The sequence below is a fragment of the Streptomyces sp. YS415 genome (genome assembly GCF_023544665.1).
GTDB lineage: Bacteria > Actinomycetota > Actinomycetes > Streptomycetales > Streptomycetaceae > Streptomyces.
Genome location: NZ_JAMJFL010000003.1, coordinates 104272 through 127668 on the forward strand (window position 1 = coordinate 104272; position 23397 = coordinate 127668).

The following is a 23397-nucleotide window of genomic DNA, read 5'->3' on the forward strand; positions in this document are numbered from 1 at the left end:
GACGCGGTGAGGCCACGCTCCCGGAGGAGGCCGAAACCCGCCCGGCCGAGCCACGGTCCGTTGCCCTATATTCAGGGTCTGCGGAATATAACGACGGAGAAAGGCATCTCCCCCCATGACCACATCCGAAGACCGGGTCCCCGGCGGTGGCGCCGTCGGAGCGGCCCCGTTAGCGAACCCCAAGCGCTGGACGGCTCTCGTCTTCATCTGCCTGGCCCAGCTGATGGTGGTTCTCGACATCACGATCGTGAACGTCGCGCTGCCGGAGCTGCAGGCCGATCTCGGCTTCTCCAATGAGAACCGGCAGTGGGTCGTCACCTCGTACACCCTGGCCTTCGGCAGCCTCCTGCTGCTCGGTGGCCGTATCGCCGACTACACCGGCCGCAAGCGGGCCTTCCTGGTCGCCCTGGCCGGCTTCGCGATCGCCTCCTGCCTGGGCGGCGCAGCCTCCAACATCGAGCTGCTGCTCACCGCGCGTGCCCTCCAGGGTGTCTTCGGCGCCCTGCTGGCCCCCACCGCGCTCTCCCTGATCTCGGTGAACTTCACCGACCAGAGGGAACGGGCGAAGGCGTTCAGCATCTTCGGCAGCATCGTCGCCAGCGGTGCCGTCATCGGTCTGCTGCTCGGCGGCTTCCTCACCGAGTACATGGACTGGCGCTGGTGCATGTACGTCAACGCGCCGATCGCCGTGATCGCCGCGTTCGGCGTGCTCTACCTCGGCCCGGAGCAGCGTGCCGCCGTGCGCGCCCGCTTCGACATCCCCGGCGTCCTGCTGGTCACCAGCGGTCTGGTCGCGATCGTGTACGCGTGCAGCGAGGCCGAGTCCGAGGGCTGGGGCTCCGGTCTGGTGATCGGTCTGTTCGTGGCCGGTGCGGTGCTGCTGGGCGCGTTCCTCGCGGTCGAGGCCCGCTCCCCGCATCCCCTGCTGCCACTGCGGGTGATCGCCGACCGCACGCGCGGCAGCGCCTATCTCGCCATGGCCGTCGGCATGATCGCCATGCTCGGCGCGCTGTTCTTCCTCACCTTCTACCTCCAGCTGGTCAAGGGGTACTCGCCGGTGGAGACCGGTCTGGCCTTCCTGCCGATGCCGGTCGGCGTCGGTATGTTCGCCGGCGGTCTGTCGCCCAGGATCCTGCCCAAGGTCCCGCCACGGGCCATGGTGGTGCCCGGCATGGTCATCGCGGCCTGTGCGCTGTTCTGGCTGGCCGCGCTGGAAGCCGACTCCTCCTACTGGGGCATGGTCATGCCCGCCCTGTTCGTCCTGGGCGCGGGGATGGGCCTGCTGATCGCGCCGTCCGTCAACTACGCGACCTACCGGGTCGCCGACGAGGACGCCGGCGTCGCCTCCGGCACCGTCAACACCGCCCAGCAGATCGGCGGTTCCATCGGTGTGGCGCTGCTCAGCACGCTGGCCGCGGACGCGGCCTCGGAGCACCTTGCCGGGCATGCCGCCGAGGGGGCGAACCCCGCTCTGCGGCAGGCGGCCATGGTGGAGGGCTTCACGACCGCCTTCACCTGGGCTGGAGCCATCATGGCGTGCGGCGCGGTGGTCCTGGCCGCGCTGATGAACGCGCCCAAGCCGGCGCCGGGGGAGGGCTCTCACGGGTCCCCGATGGCGCACCTCGGCTGACGTTCCGACCGCACATTTCGGCCGGCCTCCCCTTCGGGGGAGGCCGGCCGTCGTGGTGTGCGGGGACCTTCCCGTTCACCTGTTGTTCCGCGGTGTGCTTCATGGGCGACCGCGGGGCTTCGTGTGCCTGTATGTCGGGTTACTCGTGGTTATAGATCAGCCTGAGCGGAACGTGAGCGACATTCGAGGCGCTGTCTCTAGCTTGGCCGAAACGAAAGCCCACGGGGCTAAAAACGGCTAAGGAGAGGCTCATGCCGACTGCCGCCCTTCGCTCGATGCACCCCACGTCACCTCAGTACGACGTGGCCATCCTGGGGTCAGGCCTGGCCGGAACCACGCTGGCCGCGTGTCTTGCACGCAACGGGGCGAAGGTGATCGTGCTCGACGCCGGCACGCATCCCCGTTTCGCCATCGGAGAATCGACGATCCCGTACACCTCGATGCTGATGCGACTCGTCAGCGAGCGGTACGGCGTGCCGGAGATCAAATGGCTGACGACCTTCGAGGCCGTGCAGTCGAAGATCTCCACCAACTGCGGGGTGAAGCGCAACTTCGGCTTCCTCTACCACCGCGAGGGCGCCCGGCAGAACCCGCTGGAGACCAACGAGTTCCCGATCCCGAAGATCACGCACACCGAGAACCACTTCTTCCGCCAGGACACCGACGCCTGGATGCTCGGCGTGGCCATCAACTACGGCGCCGACGTCCGTCAGCAGACGAAGATCGTCGACGTCGACATCGACGACGACGGCGTCACGGTCATCCCCGACAAGGGCGACCCGGTGCGGGTGAAGTTCGTGGTGGACGCGAGCGGCCACCGCTCCCCGCTGGCACAGAAGTTCGGTCTGCGCGAGGAGCCCAGCCGGCTGCGCCACCACTCGCGCTCGCTGTTCACGCACATGGTCGGCGTCAAGCCCTACGAGGACACCGTCCCCAAGGGCAGCCACCAGAACCCCAGCCCGTGGAGCGAGGGCACCCTCCACCACATGTTCAAGGGTGGCTGGATGTGGGTCATCCCCTTCGACAACCACCCGCGGGCCACCAACCCGCTGTGCAGCGTCGGCCTGAACCTGGACCCGCGCATCCACCCCAAGCCGGACTGCTCCCCCGAGGAGGAGTTCCGCTCCTTCATCGCCAAGTACCCGGACATCGCCCCGCAGTTCGAGGGCGCGGTCGCGACCCGCGACTGGGTGAGCACCGGGCGGCTGCAGTACTCGTCCAAGCAGACGATCGGCTACCGCTGGTGCCTGACCTCGCACGCGGCCGGTTTCGTCGACGCCCTCTTCTCGCGCGGCCTGTCCAACAGCATGGAGATCATCCACGCGCTGGGCTGGCGGCTGCTGGACGCCATCAAGGAGGACGACTTCTCCGTCGAGCGGTTCGAGTACGTCCAGGAGCTGGAGCAGGGCCTGCTCGACTTCAACGACGACCTGGTGGCCAACGCGTACACCTCGTTCGGCAGCTGGTTCCTCTGGAACGCCTACTTCCGGGTGTGGTCGCTGGGGCAGATCCTCGCCACCTTCGAGATCAACCGCTCCTACGCGCGCTTCCTGGAGAACCACGACCCCAAGGTCCTCGAGCGGCTGGAGCGGCAGGCACCCGACGGCGCCATCCCCGACTACCCGCCGGCCCGGAAGCTGCTCAAGTCCATGAGCGAGACGGTCCAGGAGGTCCAGAACGGGCAGCGCGACCACCGCGAGGCAGCCGACATCCTCATCGGGCTGCTGCGGGACGCCGACTTCGTGCCGCCGGCCTTCGGCCTCGCCGACCCGGACAACCACTGGACCGACGCGTCGACCGCCAAGATCCTCAAGACGCTGCGCTGGTCGCGGACCGAGGCTCCCAAGGAGATCGGGGACCTGACCTGGGAGGGGCTGACCCTCTTCATCAAGAAGCGGTTCGACAAGGAAGAGTTCAAGATCTCGGAGGAGCTGACCCACATCGCCGCGGGCTGGCCGTTGATCGGACGGGCGCTGCGGGTGCCCGACCCCAAGTGACCGCACCCGAACCGCGCCCGACCTCCCAGCACCTTCCACACTTCTGGAGTTCCTCATGTCCGACACTGAGACCGCGGCCGGTGGCTCGTCCACGGTGCACGACGTGGCGATCCTCGGGTCCGGCATCGCCGGCTCCATGCTCGCGGCCGTGCTCGCCCGCAACGGCGTCAAGGTCCTGCTCCTGGACGCCTCGTCCCACCCGCGCTTCGCGATCGGCGAGTCCACGATCCCGTACACGCTGGTCTGTCTGCGCACCATAGCCGAGCGCTACGACGTCCCCGAGATCAAGACGCTCGCCACCTTCACCAACGCCACCAAGGTGCTCGGCCCCAAGTTCGGGGTGAAGAAGCACTTCAGCTTCCTGCTGCACCACGAGGGCCAGGACCAAGACCCGAAGGAAGTCAACCAGTTCGGCACCCCCGGTCTGCTGCACGAGGCGAGCCATCTCTACCGGCAGGACACCGACGCGTACATGTACCACGTCGCCCTGAAGTACGGCGCCGTGGGCCGGCAGAACTTCCGGGTCGCCGACGTCGACTTCGACGACGCGGGCGTCACCCTGAGCACCGCCGAGGGCGAGCAGTACCGCGCCCGGTACGTCGTCGACGCCAGCGGTCACCGCTCCCCGCTGGCCGAGAAGTTCGACCTGCGCGAGGACCCCTGCCGGTTCAGCCACCACTCCCGGTCGATCTGGAACCACATGACGCGGGTACGGCCGACCGACGAGCTGTTCAGCCACCGCGCCCCCGAGGACACCCCGCCCTCGCCCTGGTACCAGGGCACGGTGCACCACATGTTCGAGCGCGGCTGGTTCTGGGTGATCGGCTTCGACAACCACCCCGCCTCCCGCAACCCGCTGTGCAGCGTCGGCCTCACCCTCGACGAGCGCACGTACCCCAAGTCCGCGGACATGACGCCGGAGGAGGAGTTCTACCACCACGCGGCGCGTTTCCCGGACATCGCCCGCCAGTTCGAGGGCGCGCGACCGGTCCGCTCCTGGACCTCCACGGACCGCCTGCAGTACTCCTCCAAGCAGTGCGCCGGCGACCGCTGGTTCCTGCTCTCCCACGCGGCCGGTTTCATCGACCCGCTGTACTCCCGCGGCCTGTCCAACACCGCCGAGGCCATCAACAGCCTCGCCTGGCGGCTGCTGGATGCCGTGAAGGACGGCGACTTCTCCCGCGAGCGCTTCGACTACGTCGACCGGATGCAGCAGGGGCTGTTCGACTACAACGACTCACTCGTCAACGCCTCCTTCATCTCCTTCAGCGACTACGACCTGTGGACCGCCGTCTACCGGATCTGGAGCTGGGGTGCCAACGCGGGCACCTACCGGCTGTCCGAGGGCCTGTTCAAGTACTTCAAGGACGGCCGCGACCAGCACTTCAAGGACCTGGAGAAGGCCCCGCACCTTGGCCTGTACTGGCCCGACCACGACGGCTTCAAGGGCCTGTACGACAGCCTGATCGAGGAGTGCCTCAAGTACGAGGCCGGCAAGGTCACCGCACGCGAGGCGGCGGACACGGTGTACGCGCAGTTGGAGAGCGCGAACTTCGTGCCCAAGCACTTCGGCTTCGCCGAGCGGGATCTGCGGTTCATGATCCCCAACGCCAAGGTGATGGCGAAGACCGCGCGCTGGATGGCCACCGAGGCCGACCCAGTGGTCAAGCGGATGATGCAAGGAAATGCTCGTGAGGCGGTCAAGGCGAAGTTGAAGGGCAGGCGCATCTTCTGACGCCGGCGGAGCCTCCCGCCCGGCCTCCGGCCGCCTGCCCCGCCCCCGCCGCGTCGGCCACATCCGCGGCAACCCGACAAGAAAGGCCATCGTTGTGGACAAGAAGACCGCCGCGTACGACGTGATCATCGCCGGTGCCGGCCCCACCGGTCTCATGCTGGCCGGGGAACTGGCCATGGCCGGCGTGAGCTGCCGGGTCGTCGAGCGCCGCGAACACCGCACCAGGGAGTCCCGGGCGCTCGGACTGCACGGACGGACCATGGAGGTCCTGAACATGCGCGGGCTGGCCGAAGAGGTGCTGGCCCGCGCCAACCCGGTGCCGCGGGTGCGGGTGTCGCTCGGCGACTCGCTCTTCGACATGAACCGGCTCGCCACCGACTACGGGCAGCTGACCATCATCCCGCAGGGCGAGACCGAGGAGATCCTGGAGAAGCGCGCCACCGGTCTCGGGGTGGTCGTGGACCGCGGGGTCACCCTCGCCGACTGCCGGCAGGACGGCCGGGTCGTCTCCTGCACCCTGGAGCAGGACGGCCGGGAGTGGGAGGAGACCGCCTCCTGGCTGGTCGGCTGCGACGGCTCGCGCAGCCGGGTGCGGGAGGCCATGGGCGCCGAGTTCACCGGCGCGACCTACCCGTACACGATCATCGTCGCCGATGTGAAGCTGGGCACCCCGCTCGACGACCAGCTGCTGATCCGGGTCGGCCGGGCCGGACTCGTGGTGGCGACCGACTTCGGCAACGGCTGGTACCGCATGGGCGTCATCGACCGGGACAAGCCCTGGTCCGACAATCCGGTCACGCTCGCCGAGGTCGACCAGACCCTGCGCAAGCTGTTCGGCCGGGACATGCGGCCCAGCGAGCCGTTGTGGACCTCGCGCTTCCACATCCAGGAGCGCCAGGCCTCGTTCTACCGCAAGGGCCGCATGGTCATCGCCGGTGACGCCGCGCACGTCCACTCCCCGCTCGGCGGCCAGGGCCTCAACCTCGGCATCCAGGACGCCATGAACCTCGGCTGGAAGCTGAGCGCCGTGGTCAAGGGGCGGTCCGCCGACGACCTCATCGACACCTTCGCGGAGGAGCGGCGCCGGGTCTCCCAGGGCGTGATCAAGGTGACGGACATCGCCACCCGCATGATGACGTCCGACAAGCTGCCCGCGCGGATCGCGCGCAAGACCGTGATGACCGTGGCCAGCCGGGTTCCCTTCACCCACCAGACCGCGGTCGGGCATCTGTCGGGCATCTACACGAGCTACCCGTCGATGGCCGCGGCCGCCGGGGCCTCGCCCCTCGTCGGCACCCGGGTCCCCGACCTCAAGATCGCCGGACGCGGCGGCACCCCGCAGCGGCTCCACGAGGCGCTGCGCCAGGGCGGCTTCGTCCTGATCGACTCCGGTACCGGATCCCCGCTGCTGCCGTCGGTGCCGGAGACGGACGGCAACCTCGTCCGGCTCACCGGCCGGGTCGTGGCGGACTCCGGACAGTGGCGCAAGCCCGAGGTCATCCTGGTCCGCCCCGACGGCTACTGCGCCTGGGCGGGTACCCGCGAGCGGGCCCTCGGCGAGCTGGCCAACACCTATCTCCGCTGGATCCAGGCCTGACCGGCCGCCCGGTCCACCCGGCGTGCCGCCGCCCCACGACGGCGGCGGTACGCCGGGGAAGCGGCCGGGCCGGGCGTGGTGGCCCTGAGCGGTGGCCCTGAGCGGTGGCCGAGTCTGCCTCAAGCGGGCGTTCCTACGGTGTGCCGAAATGGATGCCGGGACCACTGAGGAGAGATCTGATGCCCCCTGCCACCACGCCAAAACCGATGGCGGCACCCCAGTACGACGTGGCCATTCTCGGATCCGGCCTTGCTGGTACGACGCTGGCCGCGTGCCTGGCGCGCAACGGTGCGAAGGTGCTCGTCCTCGACGCCGGCACGCACCCCCGTTTCGCCATCGGTGAGTCGACCATTCCGTACACGTCCATGATGATGCGGCTGGTCAGTGAGCGGTACAACGTGCCCGAGATCAAGTGGCTGACGACCTTCGAGGCCGTGCAGTCGAAGATCTCCACCAACTGCGGGGTGAAGCGGAACTTCGGCTTCCTCTACCACCGCGAGGGCGCGCGGCAGAACCCGCTGGAAACCAGCATGTTCCCGATCCCGAAGATCACGCACACCGAGAACCACTTCTTCCGCCAGGACACCGACGCCTGGATGGTGAACGTCGCCATCAAGTACGGCGCCGACATCCGCCAGCAGACGAAGATCGTCGACGTCGACATCGACGACGACGGCGTCACGGTCATCCCCGACAAGGGCGACCCGGTGCGGGTGAAGTTCGTGGTGGACGCGAGCGGCCACCGCTCCCCGCTGGCCCAGAAGTTCGGCGTGCGCGAGGAGCCCAGCCGGCTGCGCCACCAGTCCCGTTCGCTGTTCACGCACATGATCGGCGTGAAGCCCTACGAGGACACGCTGCCCAAGGGCACGCACCAGAACCCCAGCCCGTGGAGCGAGGGCACCCTCCACCACCTCTTCGAGGGCGGCTGGATGTGGGTCATCCCCTTCGACAACCACCCGCTGTCCACCAGCCAGCTGTGCAGTGTCGGCATCAACCTGGACCCGCGCGTCCACCCGGTGCCCGAAGGCCTCTCCCCGGAAGAGGAGTTCCGCGCCTTCATCGCCAAGTTCCCCGACATCGCCCCGCAGTTCGAGGGCGCGGTGGCGACCCGCGACTGGGTGCGTACCGGTCGTCTGCAGTACTCCTCCAAGCAGACCGTCGGCTACCGCTGGTGCCTGACCTCGCACGCGGCCGGTTTCGTCGACGCCCTCTTCTCGCGGGGCCTTTCCAACACCATGGAGATCATCCACGCGCTGGGCTGGCGGCTGCTGGACGCCATCAAGGAGGACGACTTCTCCGTCGAGCGGTTCGAGTACGTCCAGGAGCTGGAGCAGGGCCTGCTCGACTTCAACGACGACCTGGTGGCCAACGCGTACACCTCGTTCGGCAGCTGGTTCCTGTGGAACGCGTGGTTCCGGGTGTGGTCGCTGGGCCAGATCCTCGCCACCTTCGAGATCAACCGGGCCTACGCCACCTACCTGGACCGCCGGGACCCGGCCGGCCTCGAACGGCTGGAGCGCCAGGCACCCGACGGCGCCATCCCCGACTACGCCCCGGTCCGCCAGCTGCTGAAGAACGTCAGCAGCCTGGTGCAGGAGGTCCAGAAGGGGGAGGTCGATCCGCGGGACGCCTCCGAGGAGATCCTCGCGCAGCTGCGCGCGGCCGACTTCGTTCCCCCCGCCTTCGGTCTCGCCGACCCCGACAACCACTGGACGGACGCCACGACCGTCAAGGTCCTGCAGACGCTGCAGTGGGCGAAGAAGGACGCGCCGGACGAGATCGGCGAGCTGGTCTACGACGGTCTGACCCTCTTCCTGCGCAAGCGGTTCGACAAGGAGGAGTTCAAGGTCACCGAGGAGCTCAAGCACATGGCCGCGTACTGGCCGGTGATCGGCAAGATCATCAAGCAGCGGAACGCGAGCGCGAGCTGATGGCCACCGAGACGAGGAGTGAGATGAAGCAGCAGTCGAACGACACCTACGACGTCGTCATCCTCGGCACCGGCCTGGCCGGCTCCGTCCTGGGTGCGATCCTCGCCAAGGCCGGGAACAAGGTCCTGCTCATGGACGCCGGCTCCCACCCGCGGTTCGCCATCGGCGAGTCGACCGTCGGCTACACGCTGGTCCACTTACGGATGCTCGCGCACCGCTACGGCGTCCCGGAGATCGGCCACCTCGGCAGCCTGGAGGAGTGCAACAAGTACATCAGCACGTCCTCCGGCCTGAAGCGGCACTTCGGCTTCATGATCCACCGCGACGGCCAGGAGCCCGACCCGCGGGAGATCAACCAGTTCCGGCTGCCGAAGGTCCTCCACCTGGCCAGCCACTACTTCCGCCAGGACATCGACCAGTACCTCTTCCACGTGGCCCTGAAGTACGGCTGCGAGGCCCTGCAGAACTACCGCGTCGACAAGGTCGACTTCGACGACGACGGCGTCACGGTCATCGGTGAGGACGGTACGACTCACCGGGCCCGCTTCGTCGTCGACGGCAGTGGATTCCGCTCCCCGCTCGCCGAACAGCTGGGCCTGCGTGACGAGCCGTGCAAGCTCAAGCACCACGCCCGCTCGATCTTCACCCACATGATCAACGTCGACCGCGTCGACGACCACACGCGCATGGGCCCGGACGACGTGCCCCCGCGGCCCTGGCACGAGGGCACCATGCACCACATGTTCGACCGCGGCTGGTTCTGGATCATCCCGTTCGACAACCACCCCAAGAGCACCAACCCGCTGTGCAGTGTCGGCCTCCAGCTCGACCCGCGTCGCTACCCCAAGCCCAGCGACATGACGGCCGAGGAGGAGTTCTGGCACCACGTCGACCGGTTCCCGCTGGTCAAGCGGCAGCTGGCCAACGCCCGCAGCGTCCGCCCGTGGGTGAGCACCGGCCGGCTGCAGTACTCGTCCAAGCAGGTCGTCGGCGAGCGCTGGGTCCTGCTGCCGCACGCGGCCGGCTTCGTCGACCCGCTGTTCTCGCGGGGTCTGTCCAACACCTCCGAGATCCTCAACGTGCTCGCCTGGCGGCTGATCCGGGCACTGAAGCGGGACGACTTCGACCCCGCGCAGTTCGAGTACGTCGAGAAGCTGGAGCAGAACCTGCTCCACTTCAACGACCGCCTGGTCAACTCCGCGTTCATCAGCTTCCAGGACTACGACCTCTGGAACGCGGTCTTCCGGATCTGGAGCTACGGCTCCCTGCCCGGCGCCTTCCGCGTCATCCACGAGGACCTCAAGGCCCGGCGGCAGAACGACCCGGAGATCTGGAAGGCGATGGAGGACGTACCGAGCCCCGGCCTGTGGTGGCCGGACAAGCCCGAGTACCGGCAGATCTTCGACGAGATGGCCGACTACTGCGAGGCCGTCGACGCCGGGGAGATGGACTCCCAGGACGCCGCGGCCAGGCTGTTCGCCAAGCTGCGCCAGGCCGACTGGATCCCGCCGTCGCTGCAGATCGCCGACCCGGACGCCCGGTTCATCGACCCGAGTCCGAAGCGGCTGCGCAACATGCTGATCTGGTCCCGCACCAAGGCGCCCGAGGACATGCGGCCGTACATGGTGGGCACCGCGGTCGAGGCGATCAAGCACTTCGTGAAGGGCAAGCGAATCTTCTGAGCGGGCGAAGGGGGCCCGCTCGCGGCCGACGGGACGTGATGTCCCGTCGGCCACAGGGCTGTGACGGCGAACCCGCGCCGTACACGTACGACATGCCAGACATCAGGAGGAGAGCGTGACGAAATCCCAGGCGTCCGCACTGCCCGACCCGGGCAGCGCCCGGGCCCCCGACCCCGCGGAGAAGTACGACGTGGCCATCCTCGGCGGCACGCTCGCCGGAGGCCTGCTCGGCGCCGTGCTGTCCAAGCAGGGGGTGCGGGTCCTGCTCGTACCGGCCGCGCACGACCGGACCGAGGCCTCCGGGGAGACCACGGTCCCCTACACGGCCGAGGTCTTCCTGCTGCTGGCCAAGCGCTTCGGCATCCCGGAGATCGCGGCCTTCGGCCTTTTCCCCGACCTGCCCGAGGACATCCGCCGGGACAGCGGCATCAAGAAGAGCCTCGGCTTCCTCTACCACCGTCGGGGGGAGGAGCAACGACCCGACGAGGCCGTCCAGTTCAATGTCCCCGGCGAGCACGCGGAGTGGCATCTGGAGCGCCGCAGTGTCGACATGTACACGGTGCGCCTGGCCCACCGCTACGGCGCGGCCGTCCTGCCGCACGGCGTGCACGCCACCGACGCGTGGACCGATCCCGACGGGGCCCGGGTGGAGACCAGCGACGGCCATGTGTGGCGCGCCCGCTACATCGTGGACGTCAGCGGCCCCGACTCCCCGCTGGTGGCCCGCAACGGCGGCGACGACGCCGAACCGCGGCTCGCCCTGCGCTCCCGGGTCATCGCCACCCACATGACGGGCGTCGCCCGCTTCGAGGAGATACGCGACGCCGCGGACTATCCGCGCGCCACCGCCTGGTCCCAGGGCACGGTGCACCACATCTTCGACGGCGGCTGGATCCAGCTCGTCCGCTTCGACAACCACCGCGACGGCGACAACCCCGCCACCGGTGTGACGCTCAGCCTCGACCCCGGCCGCTGGGAGCACCTTCCGGAGGACCCCGAGAAGGCCTTCCAGGTCGTGGTCGAGCAGTACCCCGACCTGGCCCGGCAGTTCGCCTCCGCGCAGGCGGTACGGCCCTGGACGAGCGCCCCGCTGTGGCAGCGCACCGCCGCCCGCACCCAGGGCGACCGCTGGTTCGCGCTGGAGCGGACCGCGGCGCGCAACGACATGTTCCTCTCCCGGGACGTCACCATGGCCGCGGAGATGGTGCACGCCCTGGCCACGGCGCTGATCCCGGCGGTGCGCCGCGACGACTTCTCGCCGGCGCCCTTCGCCCGCATCGCCGCCTTCCAGGACGAGCTCGCCGCCTTCAACGACCGGTGGCTGGCCGGCGCCCGCATCGCGAGCCAGGACTTCCGGCTCTGGAACGCCTACTCCCGGGTCTGGCTGCTGTGGCAGATCCTCGCCGACCTCTCGCTCAAGCGGGCCCGTCTCGACGTCGAGGCGAGCCACGGCGGCCGGGACTGGAGGCCGGTGGAGCGCTTCGAACTGGGCGGCATCTGGTTCCACGTACCCGAAGGGCTGCGCGGCATCATCGACCGCTCGCTGCGGACGATCGAGCGGGTGGGCGCCGGTGAACTCGCGGCCGCGCCGGCGGCCGACGGCATCTTCGCCGAGCTGCGCCGGGAGAAGTTCGTGCCCCCGCTGTACGCCTTCGGCGACCCCGAGGCGAAGGTCTACCACTTCACCATCCCCAAGCGCCTGAAGATGCTGTGGTGGGTCAAGACCTCGGCCCCCGCGGACTTCCGCCGCCTGCTGACCCGCGACAACGTGACCTCGGTGACCTCGGCGACATCCCGCTGACCGCACCTCCTCCCCGCACCGCGGCGCCGCCCCCTCACCAGGGGGCGGCGCCGTGGTGTGTGCGGCCCGGGGTCCTGCCCCGACAGCCCGAAGCCCGCCACCGGATTCGGTGGCGGGCCGGAAGGGGAGCCGGGCCGCGGTGCCTAGCCCGCGTTGGGCAGGAGCCGGGCGTAGGCGCCCCGCCAGTAGGTCAGCGGGAAGCGGTCCTCCGCGGTGCCGCCGCCCACCACCCGGCCTATCAGCAGGGTGTGGTCGCCGGCCTCCACCGCGTCGTGCAGCTCGCACTCCGCGTACCCCACGTTGACCGCCAGCAGCGGGGTGCCCGTCTCCGGGCCCGGGGTCCAGCGGACCCGCTCGAACTTGTCCGTCGCGCCCGAGGCGAACAGCTGCGAGGCCATCTGGCCCTGCGAACCGAGGATGTTGACCGAGAACTGGGCCCGGTCCAGCACCGCCCGGAGCGTGCCGCTGCGGTTGCTGACGCTCGCCAGCAGCAGCGGCGGGTCCACGGAGACACTGCACACCGCGGAGCAGGTCAGACCGCGCGGCTCGTCCTCCTTGTCCAGTGTGGTGACGATGGAGACCCCGCTGGCCAGGGACGCCATGACGGTGCGGAACAGCTGGATGTCGACGGACTGGGCCAGGGTGGGCATCGCGGTCTGCATCACAGCTCACCCGCCTCGACGGCCGTGACCAGCGCGGCCCGGTGGAGCTTGCCGTTGGGAGTCCTCGGCAGATCCTCTGCGATGTGCAAACGGTCGATGTTCATATAGGTGGGCAACCTTTCCGCACAGCGGCGTTTGATGGCGAGCAGGGAGGGCCGCTGTCCCGGCGAGGGGACGACGACCGCGTGCAGTTGGGACGTGAGGCCGGTGCCGATCACCAGAACCGTCACCTCGGCGACGGACTCGAGGGTGCCGATGGCCGCCTCGATCTCGCCCAGCTCGATCCGGTTGCCGCGCACCTTCACCATGTGGTCGCGGCGTCCGACGTACTCCAGGTTTCCGTCCGCCCCGAGCCGGGCGATGTCACCGGTGCGGTACGCACCCTCGTGGGGGCCGCGCCCCCAGTAGCCGAGCATCACCGTCGGGCCGGTCACCACGACCTCGCCCTCACCGCCCTCGGGGCCGTCCAGGGTGACGGTGTCGCCGGAGCAGGCCGTGCCGATCGGCAGCGGGGTCTCCCGCTTCAGGTCGGCCTCGGTGACCTCGTAGGAGGTGCAGACGTTGGTCTCGGTCGGCCCGTACCAGTTCAGCAGCCGCACCCCGGGCCATGCCTTGCGCAGCTCCTGGACGTGGTGGATGGCGAACGGCTCGCCGGCGAACAGGCAGACCCGCAGCGACGACGGGGGAGGCCCGTCCAGCAGACCGCCCTCCCGCATCATCAGGCTGATCGCGGACGGCACCGAGTACCAGACGGTGATCAGCCGCTGCCGCATGAACTCCGCCAGCTGCAGCGGGGCGTACGCCAGTTCCTCGGGGACCAGGTGCACCGAGGCGCCGGAGGCGAAGGCGCCGTACAGGTCGAACACCGAGAGGTCGAAGTTGAACGGCGCGTGGTTCGACAGCCGGTCGGAGACGGTGAGCTGGAGCTCCTCGACCGCCCAGTCCACGAAGGCCAGCGCGTTGCGGTGGCTGATCATCACGCCCTTGGGCTCACCGGTGGAGCCCGAGGTGTAGAGGATGTACGCCGGGTCGTCCGGCTCGTTGCGGTACTGCGCCGGGCGCACCCCGTCCTCGGCCCGGCCGAACAGTTCCTCGAAGCCGGCCAGCGGCGCCGCGTCGAACTCCGCGGCCCGGGCCCGCTCCACCCCGCCCGCGTCGGCCACGACCAGCTTCGGCTCGCAGCCGGCCGCGATCCTGGCCACCCGGGCCGGCGGGTTGGAGCCGGTGACCGGCACGTACAGGGCGCCGATGCGCAGCGCGGCCTGCATGACGGCGATCGCGTCGACGCTCTTGTGACTCCAGATGATCACCCGGTCGCCGACGCCCACCCCGCTCTCCAGCAGAGCCGCGGCATACCGGTCCGCGCGGCGGTCCAGCGTCCGGTAGTCGACGGGGCCGTCCGCCCCGTGCACCGCCACGGCGTACGGATTGCGCCGGGCGGAGTCGTACAGCAGGCGGTGCAGGCTGACGTTGGTGCTCATAGTCCCAGCTCCCTGGAGATGATGTCGCGCTGGATGTCCGATGTGCCGGAGAAGATGACGGAGGGCACCGCGTCCCGCAGGGCGGCCTCGATGCCCTCGGCGCGCTGGTAGCCACGACCGCCGAAGAGCCGGATGGTGTCCAGCGCCGTGGCGACCACCCCCTCGGAGACCGCCAGCTTGGACAGGGCGATCCACAGGGTGGCCGGGCCGCCGCGGTCCATCTCCCAGGCGGCGCGGTACAGCAGCAGCCGGGCGCTCTCGGTGCGCAGCTTCATGTCCGCGATCCGGTGCGACACGGCCTGGAACTGGGAGATCCGGCGCCCCGACTGCCGCCGGGTCCGGGCGTGTTCGACGGCCCGGTCCAGCAGATGGTCCGCGAGCCCGAGGAAGCCGGCGAACAGGCAGCACCGCTCCCAGCCCATCGAGTGCTGGAAGATGAAGCCGCCCTGGCCTTCCTCGCCGAGGACCTGCTCGTCGGGCACGAAGCAGTTCTCGAACGTCAGCCGGCCGGCCGGGACATGGGCCATCCCCATCTTCTCGAAGGGCTCCCCGATCGTCAGACCGGGGGCGCCGCGCTCCACCACGAACCCGGTGACGCCCAGATACCCCGCCTTCGGGTCGGTCGTCGCGTACGTCGTGAAGACGTCCGCCGCCGGACCGTTGGTGACGAAACTCTTCTCACCGTTGAGGATCCAGCCGCCGTCCGTGCGCTCGCCGACCGTGGCGAGACGGGAGACATCGGAACCCGCCTCGTCCTCCGTCATGGCGTTGCCGGCGATCAGCTCGCCCGAGCACATCTCCGGCAGGATCCGGGACTTGAGGGCCGGGCTGCCGAAGTCGACGATCGGCATGGCGCAGGCGAACAGGTGCGCCGAGGCGCCGAAGACCAGCCCGGTGCGGTCGCAGCCGCGGCCGAGGGCCTCCACCTGCCGTGCGGTGTCCAGGGCACCGAGCCCGCCACCGCCGTACTCCGCGGGCACGGAGAGCCCCAGCAGGCCCAGCTTCCCCAGCTGCGTCCAGTCGCCGCGGTCGTAGTACCCGGCCGTGCCGTCACTGGCGGGGAACGCCTCGCGTACGGCGGTCAGGGTGCGGTCGTACGCCTGCCTCTGTTCCTCGGTCCAGGCGAAGTCCATGGTGGATGCCTGCCTTTCAGTCACTTTGGGGAGGTGAGCACGGAGTCCTGCTGGACCGCGGGCCGGGACTTCAGCAGCTCCTCGTGGGCGCGCTCGTTGGGCCGGGCCAGCAGGGCGGACAGCAGCGGCGCGGCCATCGCGGTCGTGACCAGCGCCATGATGACCATCGCGCTGAACAGCTCGATGCTGAGCAGGCCCAGTTGCAGACCGACGTTGAGGATCACCAGCTCGGTCAGACCGCGGGTGTTCATCAGCAGCCCGAGCGTGGTGGCGTCCCGCCAGTTCATCCCGGTCAGCTTGGCCGGGATGGCCACGCCGCCGAGCTTGCCGAGGCAGGCCACCGCGATCACGGCCAGCATCACGAGCAGACCCTGGCCGGTCATCGTGGTGAGGTCGACGGACAGGCCGGTCACGACGAAGAACAGGGGCAGCAGCAGCTTGCTGGCGCTCTCCATCGGGCCGAAGGCCGACTGCATCATCATGCGGTCGCGCGGCATGACCAGACCGAAGAAGAACGCGCCGAAGATGGCGTGGATGCCGATCTCCGAGGTGAGCCAGGCGGAGCCGAAGGCACCGCACGCGGCGAAGACCATGATGTAGGGCCCCGCCGACCGCGGCAGCTTGGCGGACACCTTGGCGAGCAGCGGCTTGACGATCCAGAGCATCCCGGCGACGTACACCAGCGACCACAGCAGCATCGTGATGAACGCGCCCGTGCCGGAGGCCGTCACCAGCGCCACGACCAGGGCGAGCATGCACCAGGCCAGCACGTCGTCGGCCGCCGCCAGCGCCAGGGAGAGCGCGCCGGGCCGGCTGAACTGCAGGCCCTGGTCGGCGACGATGCGGGCCAGCACCGGGAAGGCCGTGATCGACATCGCCACGCCGAGATAGAGGGTGAACTCGAACATCCCGGTCTCTTTGCCGTTCACGGTCCCGTAGGTGCCGTAGATCAGCGCGGCCAGGCCCATGCCCAGGGCGAGCGGGCAGGCGATCGAACTCAGCCAGATGATGCCGGTGGACTTGCGGCGTCCGCTGAAGCTCGTGCCGTCGAACTCCCAGCCGATGACGAACATGAACAGGATGAGGCCGATCTGGGCCGCGGTGCCCAGATGGGCCCGTGCCTCGAGCGGGAAGAACTTCTCCGGCAGATCTCCTGGCAGCAGACCGAGCAGGCTGGGGCCCAGGCAGATGCCCGCGGCGATCTCACCGACGACCGCGGGCTGTCGTATGCGGCGGGCACCGATGGCGAAGGCGACGCCCACCAACAACGTCAGCGCGACGCCACCGATCACTGTTGTGGTCAGCCACTCTGAGTTGGCGGCAGCGAGTGAGCTCACTGGGTCTCCTTATGAACGGGTGGGGCGGGAACGGATCAGCGGCTCCATGTGTCGCTGCCGGCGAGGACGGCCGCGAGGTCGCCCTTGCCGTTCTGTTCGACCGCGGCTTCCAGTTGGTCGGCCAGCTCCCGGTCGTAGACCGGCCGTTCGACGTCCCGGAAGACCCCGATCGGCGTGTGGTGCAAGGTCTGCGGATCCGCGAGCCGGGACAGCGCGAAGGCGGTGGTCGGGGAGGCCGAGCGGGCGTCGTGGACGAGGACGCGGTCCTCGTTCGCGTCGGTCACGTCGACCACCTCCAGATCGCCGGTGGCCGGGTCGCGGACGACCCCCTTGGCACCGCCCGCACCGAAGCGGACGGGCCGGCCGTGCTCCAGCCGGATCACCGACTCCTGTGCCTGCTGCTTGTCCTTCAGGACGTCGAAGGCGCCGTCGTTGAAGATGTTGCAGTTCTGGTAGATCTCCACCAGCGCGGTGCCCGGGTGCTCATGGGCGGCGCGCAGCACCTCGGTGAGGTGCTTGCGGTCGGAGTCGACGGTCCGGGCCACGAAGGTGGCCTCGGCGCCGAGGGCCAGCGACACCGGGTTGAAGGGCGCGTCGAGCGAGCCCATCGGTGTCGACTTGGTGATCTTCCCGACCTCGCTGGTCGGGCTGTACTGGCCCTTGGTCAGGCCGTAGATGCGGTTGTTGAACAGCAGGATCTTGAGGTTCACATTGCGGCGCAGGGCGTGGATCAGGTGGTTGCCGCCGATGGACAGCGCGTCGCCGTCCCCGGTCACCACCCACACGCTCAGATCGGGCCGGGTCACGGACAGACCGGTGGCGATCGCCGGGGCCCGGCCGTGGATGGAGTGCATGCCGTAGGTGTTCATGTAGTACGGGAAGCGCGAGGAGCAGCCGATCCCGGAGATGAAGACGATGTTCTCCCGTGCCACCCCCAGTTCGGGCATGAAGCCCTGCACGGCCGCGAGGATCGCGTAGTCACCGCACCCGGGGCACCAGCGCACCTCCTGGTCGGACTTGAAGTCACGGGCGAGCAGGTCAGCCGGCATGGATCTCCTCCTTCAGGACCGAGGCGAGCTGCTCCGCCTTGAAGGGCATGCCGCTCACCTGGGTGTGGCTGCGTACGTCGACCAGGTACCGGGCACGCAGCAGGCCCGCGAGCTGGCCGAGGTTCATCTCGGGGACCACGACCCGCCGGTAGCTCCCGAGGACCTCGCCGAGATTGCGCGGGAACGGGCTGAGATGACGCAGATGCGCCTGCGCGATCCGCTCCCCGTCGGTGCGCAGCCGGCGCACCGCCGCGGTGACCGGGCCGTAGGTCGAACCCCAGCCCAGGACCAGGGTGTCGGCGCCGTGCGGGTCGTCGACCTCCACGTCCGGCACCCAGATGCCGTCGATCTTCCGCTGCCGGGTGCGCACCATGAAGTCGTGGTTGGCCGGGTCGTAGGAGATGTTGCCCGTGCCGTCCTGCTTCTCGATGCCGCCGACGCGGTGCTCGAGACCCGGGGTGCCCGGGATCGCCCAGGGGCGGGCCAGGGTCAGCGGGTCGCGCTTGTACGGCCAGAAGACCTCGGTGCCGTCCTCCAGCGTGTGGTTGGGCCCGTCGGCGAAGTTCACCCGCAGGTCCGGCAGTTCGTGCAGCTCGGGGATCCGCCACGGCTCGGCGCCGTTGGCCAGGTAGCCGTCGCTGAGCAGATACACCGGAGTGCGGTAGGTCAGGGCGATGCGGACCGCTTCCAGCGCCGCGTCGAAACAGTCGGCGGGTGTCTGCGGCGCCACGATCGGCACCGGCGCCTCGCCGTTGCGCCCGTACATCGTCTGGAGCAGGTCGGCCTGCTCGGTCTTGGTCGGCAGGCCCGTGGAGGGGCCGCCGCGCTGGATGTCGACGATGACCATGGGCAGTTCCAGGGCGACGGCCAGACCGATCGTCTCGCTCTTGAGCGCCATCCCGGGACCCGAGTTGGAGGTCACCGCCAGTGAGCCGCCGAACGCCGCGCCGAGCGCGGCGCCCGCCGCCGCGATCTCGTCCTCCGCCTGGAAGGTCCGGACCCCGAAGTTCTTGTGCCGGCTCAGCTCGTGCAGGATGTCGGACGCCGGGGTGATGGGGTAGGAACCGAGGAAGAGCGGCAGGTCCGCCTGCCGGGCCGCGGTGAGCAGTCCGTAGGACAGGGCGATGTTGCCGGAGATGTTGCGGTAGGTGCCGGACGGGAACGTGTTCGCCGCCGGGGCGATCTCGTAGGAGACCGCGAAGTCCTCCGTCGTCTCGCCGAAGTTCCAGCCGGCCTTGAACGCGGCCACGTTGGCCGCCGCGATCTCCGGCTTCTTGGCGAACTTCGTCCGCAGGAACCGCTCGGTGCCCTCGGTCGGCCGGTGGTACATCCAGGACAGCAGACCGAGCGCGAACATGTTCTTGGCGCGCTGGGCCTCCTTGCGGGACAGCCCGTACTCCTTGAGCGCCTCGACGGTGAGGCTGGTCAGCGGCACCGGGTGCAGCCGGTAGCCCTGGAGCGAGTCGTCCTCCAGCGGGGAGCCGGCGTACCCGGCCTTGGTCAGTGCACGGGGGTCGAACTCGTCGCTGTTGACGAGGAGTTCACCGCCCGGGCGCAGGTCGGCCAGGTTGGTCTTCAGCGCCGCCGGGTTCATCGCCACCAGCACGTCCACGGCGTCGCCGGGCGTGAGGATGTCGTGGTCCGCGAAGTGCAGCTGGAAGGAGGAGACGCCGCCCAGGGTGCCGGCGGGGGCACGGATCTCGGCGGGGAAGTTCGGCAGCGTCGACAGGTCGTTGCCGAACGAGGCGGTCTCCGACGTGAATCGGTCACCCGTCAGCTGCATGCCGTCTCCGGAGTCGCCCGCGAACCGGATGACCACACGGGACAGCCGCTCGGTCCGCGAGGAAGCGTCCGAGGCCGCCGGTGGATGGATGCTGGGGTGAGGAGCTGCAGTCACCGAGCCTCTACCTCTCTCTCGGGGGGTGCCCACGGCGGTTGCAGTGTCGGTAGGTCGCCTAGAGGGGTGGTCAAGAAGCGGTGCACCGGGGAGCGTGCCGACATACGCCCGTCGGCCAGGTCGGGCACCCCTCCACCACCCCTTGAGCCGGCGCGCCGACCATCGCCGCATGACCCGACGCGCAGTGATCACGGGGCTGGGTGTGGTCGCCCCCGGAGGCATCGGCACCAAGGACTACTGGGAGCTGCTCACCGGCGGCCGGGCCGCGACCCGGCACATCACCTTCTTCGACGCCTCCGGTTACCGCTCCCGGGTCGCCGCCGAGGTCGACTTCGACCCCGCGGCCGCGGGACTCGGGGTCCGGGAGATCCACCGCATGGACCGCTCGGCGCAGTTCGCCGTGGTCAGCGCCTGGGAGGCGGTCGCGGACAGCGGCCTGGCGCTCGGTGGCCTGGACCCGCTGCGCACCGGCGTCAGCATCGGCTGCGCGGTCGGCGCGGCCACCAGCCTGGACGCGGCCTACCCGCTGCTCAGCGACGAGGGCCGCGACTGGCGCACCGACACCCGCTATGCCGTGCCGCAGCTGTACGACTACACGGTGCCGAGCGCGCTCGCCCGCGAGGTCGCCTGGACCGTCGCCGCGCAGGGCCCGGTCGCGATGGTCTCCACCGGCTGCACCTCCGGGCTCGACGCCCTCGGCCACGCCGCCGGGATCATCGCCGAGGGATCGGCCGACGTGATGCTCGCCGGGGCCGCCGAGGCGCCCGTGTGCGCCATCACCGCGGCCTCCTTCGACGCCATCAAGGCCACCACGCCGTACGCGGGCGACGACCCCGCCGAGGCGTGCCGGCCCTTCGACCGCGACCGCGACGGGTTCGTGCTCGGCGAGGGCGGCGCCGTCCTCGTCCTGGAGGAGAAGGAGCACGCCCGCCGCCGCGGCGCGCACGTCTACGCCGAGATCGCCGGGTTCGCCACCCGCGGCAACGCCTTCCACATGACCGGACTGCGCCCCGACGGCACCGAACTCGCCGCCGCCGTCCGCGCCGCCCTGGACGAGGCCCGGCTGCCCGCCGACGCCGTCGACTACGTCAACGCCCACGGTTCCGGGACCCGGCAGAACGACGTCCACGAGACCAACGCGCTGAAGATCGGCCTCGGGTCGCACGCCTACGACGTACCGGTCAGCTCCATCAAGTCGATGATCGGCCACTCGCTGGGCGCCATCGGCTCCCTGGAGGCGGCCGCCTGCGCCCTGGCCCTGGAGCACGGCGCCGTCCCGCCGACCGCGAACCTCCACACCCAGGACCCGGAATGCGATCTCGACTACGTGCCCTTGACCGCGCGGACTCAGCCCCTCCGTACGGTCCTCAGCGTGGGCAGCGGCTTCGGGGGCCTGCAGAGCGCCCTCGTCCTGAGGAAGCCCGCATGACCCCCGAACCCGCCCCGGCCCCGCCCGCCCGGGTGCGCGCGGCCGTCACCGGACTCGGTGTCGTCGCCCCCAACGGCGTCGGCACCCAGGCCTGGTGGCAGGCGACCCTGCGCGGGGTCAGCGCCCTGCGCCCGGCCCGCGACGCGCCCGTCGACCGTGTCCCGGTCGCCGGTGAGGTCGCCTCCTTCGTGGCCGAACAGCACGTGCCCAGCCGGCTGCTGCCGCAGACCGCCCGCTTCACCCGGCTCGCGCTCGCCGCAGCCGCCGAGGCCCTGGACGACGCCGGCGTCGACCCCGCCGTGCTGGAGGAGTACGGCGCCGGTGTGTTCACCGCCAGCTCGGCCGGCGGCTACGAGTTCGGGCAGCACGAGATGGGCGCCCTGTGGCGCACCGGCAGCGACAGCGTCAGCGCCTACCAGTCCTTCGCCTGGTTCTACGCCGCCTGCACCGGCCAGGTCTCCATCCGGCACGGCATGCGCGGCCCCAGCGGCACCCTCGTCACCGAGCAGTGCGGGGGGCTGGACGCGGTGGGCCAGGCCCGGCGGCGGCTCGGCGACGGCACCCGGGTGCTGCTGGCCGGCGGCTCCGACGCGGCACTGTGCCCGCTGGGCTGGGCGGGCCACCTCGCCACCGGGCAGGTCAGCCCGCACCGCCACCCGGCCCGCGCCTACCTGCCCTTCCACCCCGAGGCCTCCGGGTACGTCCCCGGCGAGGGCGCCGCCTACGTCGTGCTGGAGGAGCGGTCGGCCGCCGAGCAGCGGGGCGCGCAGGTGCTCGGCGAGGTCGCCGGGTACGCCGCCGCCTTCGATCCGCCGACCGGCCCCGGCAACCTCGGCCTCGCGGCCCGGCTCGCGCTCGCCGACGCCGGGCTGACCCCGGACGACATCGACGCCGTCTTCGCGGACGCCTCCGGGGTGCCCGCGCTGGACGAGGCCGAGGCCGAGGTGATCGAAGCCCTCTTCGGGCCGTACGGCGTCCCGGTCGCCGTGCCCAAGACGATGACCGGACGGATCGGCGCCGGCGGCTCCACGCTCGACCTGGTGGCGGCGCTGCTGGCGCTGCGCGAGGGCGTGCTGCCGGCGGCGGTGCACGTGGACCGGCCCAAGGACGACTGGCACCTCGACCTGGTCACCGGCGCCCCCCGCCCGGTCGACCTGCGCGCCGTGCTGGTGCTGGCGCGCGGCCACGGCGGGTTCAACTCGGCCGCGGTGGTCGTGCGATGACGATGGGCAGGGCCGTGCCCGGCTCCTGGGCGGGCGCACTGGGCGGCGGCGACCCGCGGGGCCGCGACCGGCCGCACCGCACCGCGCTGGTGACCGGCGCGACCGGCCGTATCGGACGGGCCGTCGCCGCACGCCTCGCCGAGGACGACTTCGACCTGTACGTCTGCGCGCGGGACGCCGGTGCGGTCGCCGAGACCGTCGCCGCGCTGCGCGCCAAGGGCGTGAAGGCGGACGGCATGGCCGCCGACGTACGCGACCCCCGGGCCGCCGCCGAACTGGCCGAGGCCGCCGTCGCCTGTCACGGCCGGCTCGACGTCCTCGTCAACAACTCGGGCCGCGACGGCGGGGGAGTCACCGCCGAACTCACCGACGAGCTCTGGCTCGACATCATCGAGACCAACCTCAACAGCGTCTTCCGCGTCACCCGCGAGATGCTCCGCCAGGGCGGCGCGGTCGGCCGCGGCTGGGGGCGGATCGTCACCATCGCCTCCACCGCCGGGAAACAGGGCGTCGTCCGCGGCGCCCCGTGCTCCGCCTCCGAGCACGCCGTGGTCGGCTTCACCAAGGCCCTTGGCCTGGAGCTCGCCGCGACCGGCGTCACCGTCAACGCCGTGTGCCCCGGCTACGTCCACGGCCCACCGGCCGCGGGGGTGCCGCCGGACCGGCGCTTCGACCCCACGATCCCGCTGGGCCGTCGCACCACCACGGAGGAGGTCGCGGGCATGGTCGGCCACCTGGTCGGCGACCACGCCGCGGCCATCACGGCCCAGGCGATCAATGTCTGCGGCGGCCTGGTAAGTCACTGACCGTCAC

The 23397-nt window shown here is 70.3% G+C and carries 16 protein-coding genes; 10 read left to right on the plus strand and 6 right to left on the minus strand.

The window, feature by feature from the left end:
* Window positions 1-115: 115 nt before the first annotated feature.
* From M8H82_RS05215 to M8H82_RS05245, 7 genes are all read left to right on the plus strand, one after another.
* On the plus strand, window positions 116-1630 hold the full coding sequence (locus M8H82_RS05215) for an MFS transporter (protein ID WP_250071224.1): 1515 nt from the start codon (window positions 116-118) through the stop codon (window positions 1628-1630).
* Window positions 1631-1881: 251 nt separating this feature from the next.
* On the plus strand, window positions 1882-3627 hold the full coding sequence (locus M8H82_RS05220) for an NAD(P)/FAD-dependent oxidoreductase (protein ID WP_250071225.1): 1746 nt from the start codon (window positions 1882-1884) through the stop codon (window positions 3625-3627).
* Between the two features lie 55 nt (window positions 3628-3682).
* A complete protein-coding gene (locus tag M8H82_RS05225; RefSeq protein ID WP_250071226.1) occupies window positions 3683-5362 on the plus strand; it encodes an NAD(P)/FAD-dependent oxidoreductase in 1680 nt (559 codons plus the stop codon).
* Window positions 5363-5456: 94 nt separating this feature from the next.
* Window positions 5457-6959, plus strand: a complete 1503-nt coding sequence (locus tag M8H82_RS05230; RefSeq protein WP_250071227.1) for an FAD-dependent monooxygenase — start codon at window positions 5457-5459, stop codon at window positions 6957-6959.
* Window positions 6960-7138: 179 nt separating this feature from the next.
* The gene (locus tag M8H82_RS05235; protein WP_250071228.1) at window positions 7139-8890 is read left to right on the plus strand and encodes an NAD(P)/FAD-dependent oxidoreductase; all 1752 of its coding nucleotides are present in this window, start codon (window positions 7139-7141) and stop codon (window positions 8888-8890) included.
* Between the two features lie 23 nt (window positions 8891-8913).
* Window positions 8914-10572: an NAD(P)/FAD-dependent oxidoreductase gene (locus M8H82_RS05240; RefSeq protein ID WP_250071229.1), complete on the plus strand. Its 1659-nt coding sequence runs from the start codon at window positions 8914-8916 to the stop codon at window positions 10570-10572.
* Between the two features lie 115 nt (window positions 10573-10687).
* A complete protein-coding gene (locus tag M8H82_RS05245; RefSeq protein ID WP_250071230.1) occupies window positions 10688-12373 on the plus strand; it encodes a hypothetical protein in 1686 nt (561 codons plus the stop codon).
* 143 nt (window positions 12374-12516) lie between these two features.
* Here the strand turns inward: M8H82_RS05245 and M8H82_RS05250 are convergent, their stop codons facing one another.
* Genes M8H82_RS05250 through M8H82_RS05275 form a run of 6 tightly spaced genes read right to left on the minus strand, consistent with a single transcriptional unit; the run spans window position 12517 to window position 19908 of the window.
* Window positions 12517-13035 carry a flavin reductase family protein gene (locus tag M8H82_RS05250; protein ID WP_250071231.1) on the minus strand — a complete coding sequence of 173 codons (519 nt, stop codon included), beginning with the start codon at window positions 13033-13035 and terminating at the stop codon, window positions 12517-12519.
* Entirely contained in the window at window positions 13035-14516 is a 1482-nt protein-coding gene (locus tag M8H82_RS05255) for an amino acid adenylation domain-containing protein (RefSeq protein ID WP_250071232.1), read from the minus strand. The genes M8H82_RS05250 and M8H82_RS05255 overlap by 1 nt, the downstream gene beginning before the upstream one ends.
* Entirely contained in the window at window positions 14513-15649 is a 1137-nt protein-coding gene (locus tag M8H82_RS05260; protein WP_250071448.1) for an acyl-CoA dehydrogenase family protein, read from the minus strand. The genes M8H82_RS05255 and M8H82_RS05260 overlap by 4 nt, the downstream gene beginning before the upstream one ends.
* Before the next feature lie 20 nt (window positions 15650-15669).
* Window positions 15670-16986 carry a cation:proton antiporter gene (locus M8H82_RS05265; protein WP_250071233.1) on the minus strand — a complete coding sequence of 439 codons (1317 nt, stop codon included), beginning with the start codon at window positions 16984-16986 and terminating at the stop codon, window positions 15670-15672.
* A 35-nt stretch (window positions 16987-17021) separates the two neighbouring features.
* Window positions 17022-18035 carry a 2-oxoacid:ferredoxin oxidoreductase subunit beta gene (locus tag M8H82_RS05270; protein ID WP_250071234.1) on the minus strand — a complete coding sequence of 338 codons (1014 nt, stop codon included), beginning with the start codon at window positions 18033-18035 and terminating at the stop codon, window positions 17022-17024.
* Window positions 18025-19908 (minus strand): 2-oxoacid:acceptor oxidoreductase subunit alpha, encoded by a 1884-nt coding sequence (locus M8H82_RS05275; protein ID WP_250071449.1) that lies wholly within the window; start codon window positions 19906-19908, stop codon window positions 18025-18027. Before M8H82_RS05275 ends, M8H82_RS05270 begins: the two co-directional genes overlap by 11 nt.
* A 193-nt stretch (window positions 19909-20101) precedes the next feature.
* Here M8H82_RS05275 and M8H82_RS05280 point away from each other — a divergent pair, with 193 nt between their 5' ends.
* Genes M8H82_RS05280 through M8H82_RS05290 form a run of 3 tightly spaced genes read left to right on the plus strand, consistent with a single transcriptional unit; the run spans window position 20102 to window position 23390 of the window.
* Window positions 20102-21361: a beta-ketoacyl synthase gene (locus M8H82_RS05280; RefSeq protein WP_250071235.1), complete on the plus strand. Its 1260-nt coding sequence runs from the start codon at window positions 20102-20104 to the stop codon at window positions 21359-21361.
* The gene (locus tag M8H82_RS05285) at window positions 21358-22584 is read left to right on the plus strand and encodes a beta-ketoacyl synthase N-terminal-like domain-containing protein (protein WP_250071236.1); all 1227 of its coding nucleotides are present in this window, start codon (window positions 21358-21360) and stop codon (window positions 22582-22584) included. The genes M8H82_RS05280 and M8H82_RS05285 overlap by 4 nt, the downstream gene beginning before the upstream one ends.
* Window positions 22581-23390, plus strand: a complete 810-nt coding sequence (locus M8H82_RS05290; protein ID WP_250071237.1) for an SDR family NAD(P)-dependent oxidoreductase — start codon at window positions 22581-22583, stop codon at window positions 23388-23390. Before M8H82_RS05285 ends, M8H82_RS05290 begins: the two co-directional genes overlap by 4 nt.
* Window positions 23391-23397: the final 7 nt, after the last annotated feature.

Bases quoted from the DNA above. Each gene is read 5' to 3' on its own strand.
- M8H82_RS05240 (WP_250071229.1), top strand. From the start codon at position 8,914: ATGAAGCAGCAGTCGAACGACACCTACGACGTCGTCATCCTCGGCACC.
- M8H82_RS05225 (WP_250071226.1), top strand. From the start codon at position 3,683: ATGTCCGACACTGAGACCGCGGCCGGTGGCTCGTCCACGGTGCACGAC.
- M8H82_RS05255 (WP_250071232.1), bottom strand. From the start codon at position 14,516: ATGAGCACCAACGTCAGCCTGCACCGCCTGCTGTACGACTCCGCCCGG.
- M8H82_RS05285 (WP_250071236.1), top strand. From the start codon at position 21,358: ATGACCCCCGAACCCGCCCCGGCCCCGCCCGCCCGGGTGCGCGCGGCC.
- M8H82_RS05215 (WP_250071224.1), top strand. From the start codon at position 116: ATGACCACATCCGAAGACCGGGTCCCCGGCGGTGGCGCCGTCGGAGCG.
- M8H82_RS05250 (WP_250071231.1), bottom strand. From the start codon at position 13,035: ATGCAGACCGCGATGCCCACCCTGGCCCAGTCCGTCGACATCCAGCTG.
- M8H82_RS05235 (WP_250071228.1), top strand. From the start codon at position 7,139: ATGCCCCCTGCCACCACGCCAAAACCGATGGCGGCACCCCAGTACGAC.
- M8H82_RS05280 (WP_250071235.1), top strand. From the start codon at position 20,102: ATGACCCGACGCGCAGTGATCACGGGGCTGGGTGTGGTCGCCCCCGGA.
- M8H82_RS05260 (WP_250071448.1), bottom strand. From the start codon at position 15,649: ATGGACTTCGCCTGGACCGAGGAACAGAGGCAGGCGTACGACCGCACC.
- M8H82_RS05290 (WP_250071237.1), top strand. From the start codon at position 22,581: ATGACGATGGGCAGGGCCGTGCCCGGCTCCTGGGCGGGCGCACTGGGC.
- M8H82_RS05270 (WP_250071234.1), bottom strand. From the start codon at position 18,035: ATGCCGGCTGACCTGCTCGCCCGTGACTTCAAGTCCGACCAGGAGGTG.
- M8H82_RS05220 (WP_250071225.1), top strand. From the start codon at position 1,882: ATGCCGACTGCCGCCCTTCGCTCGATGCACCCCACGTCACCTCAGTAC.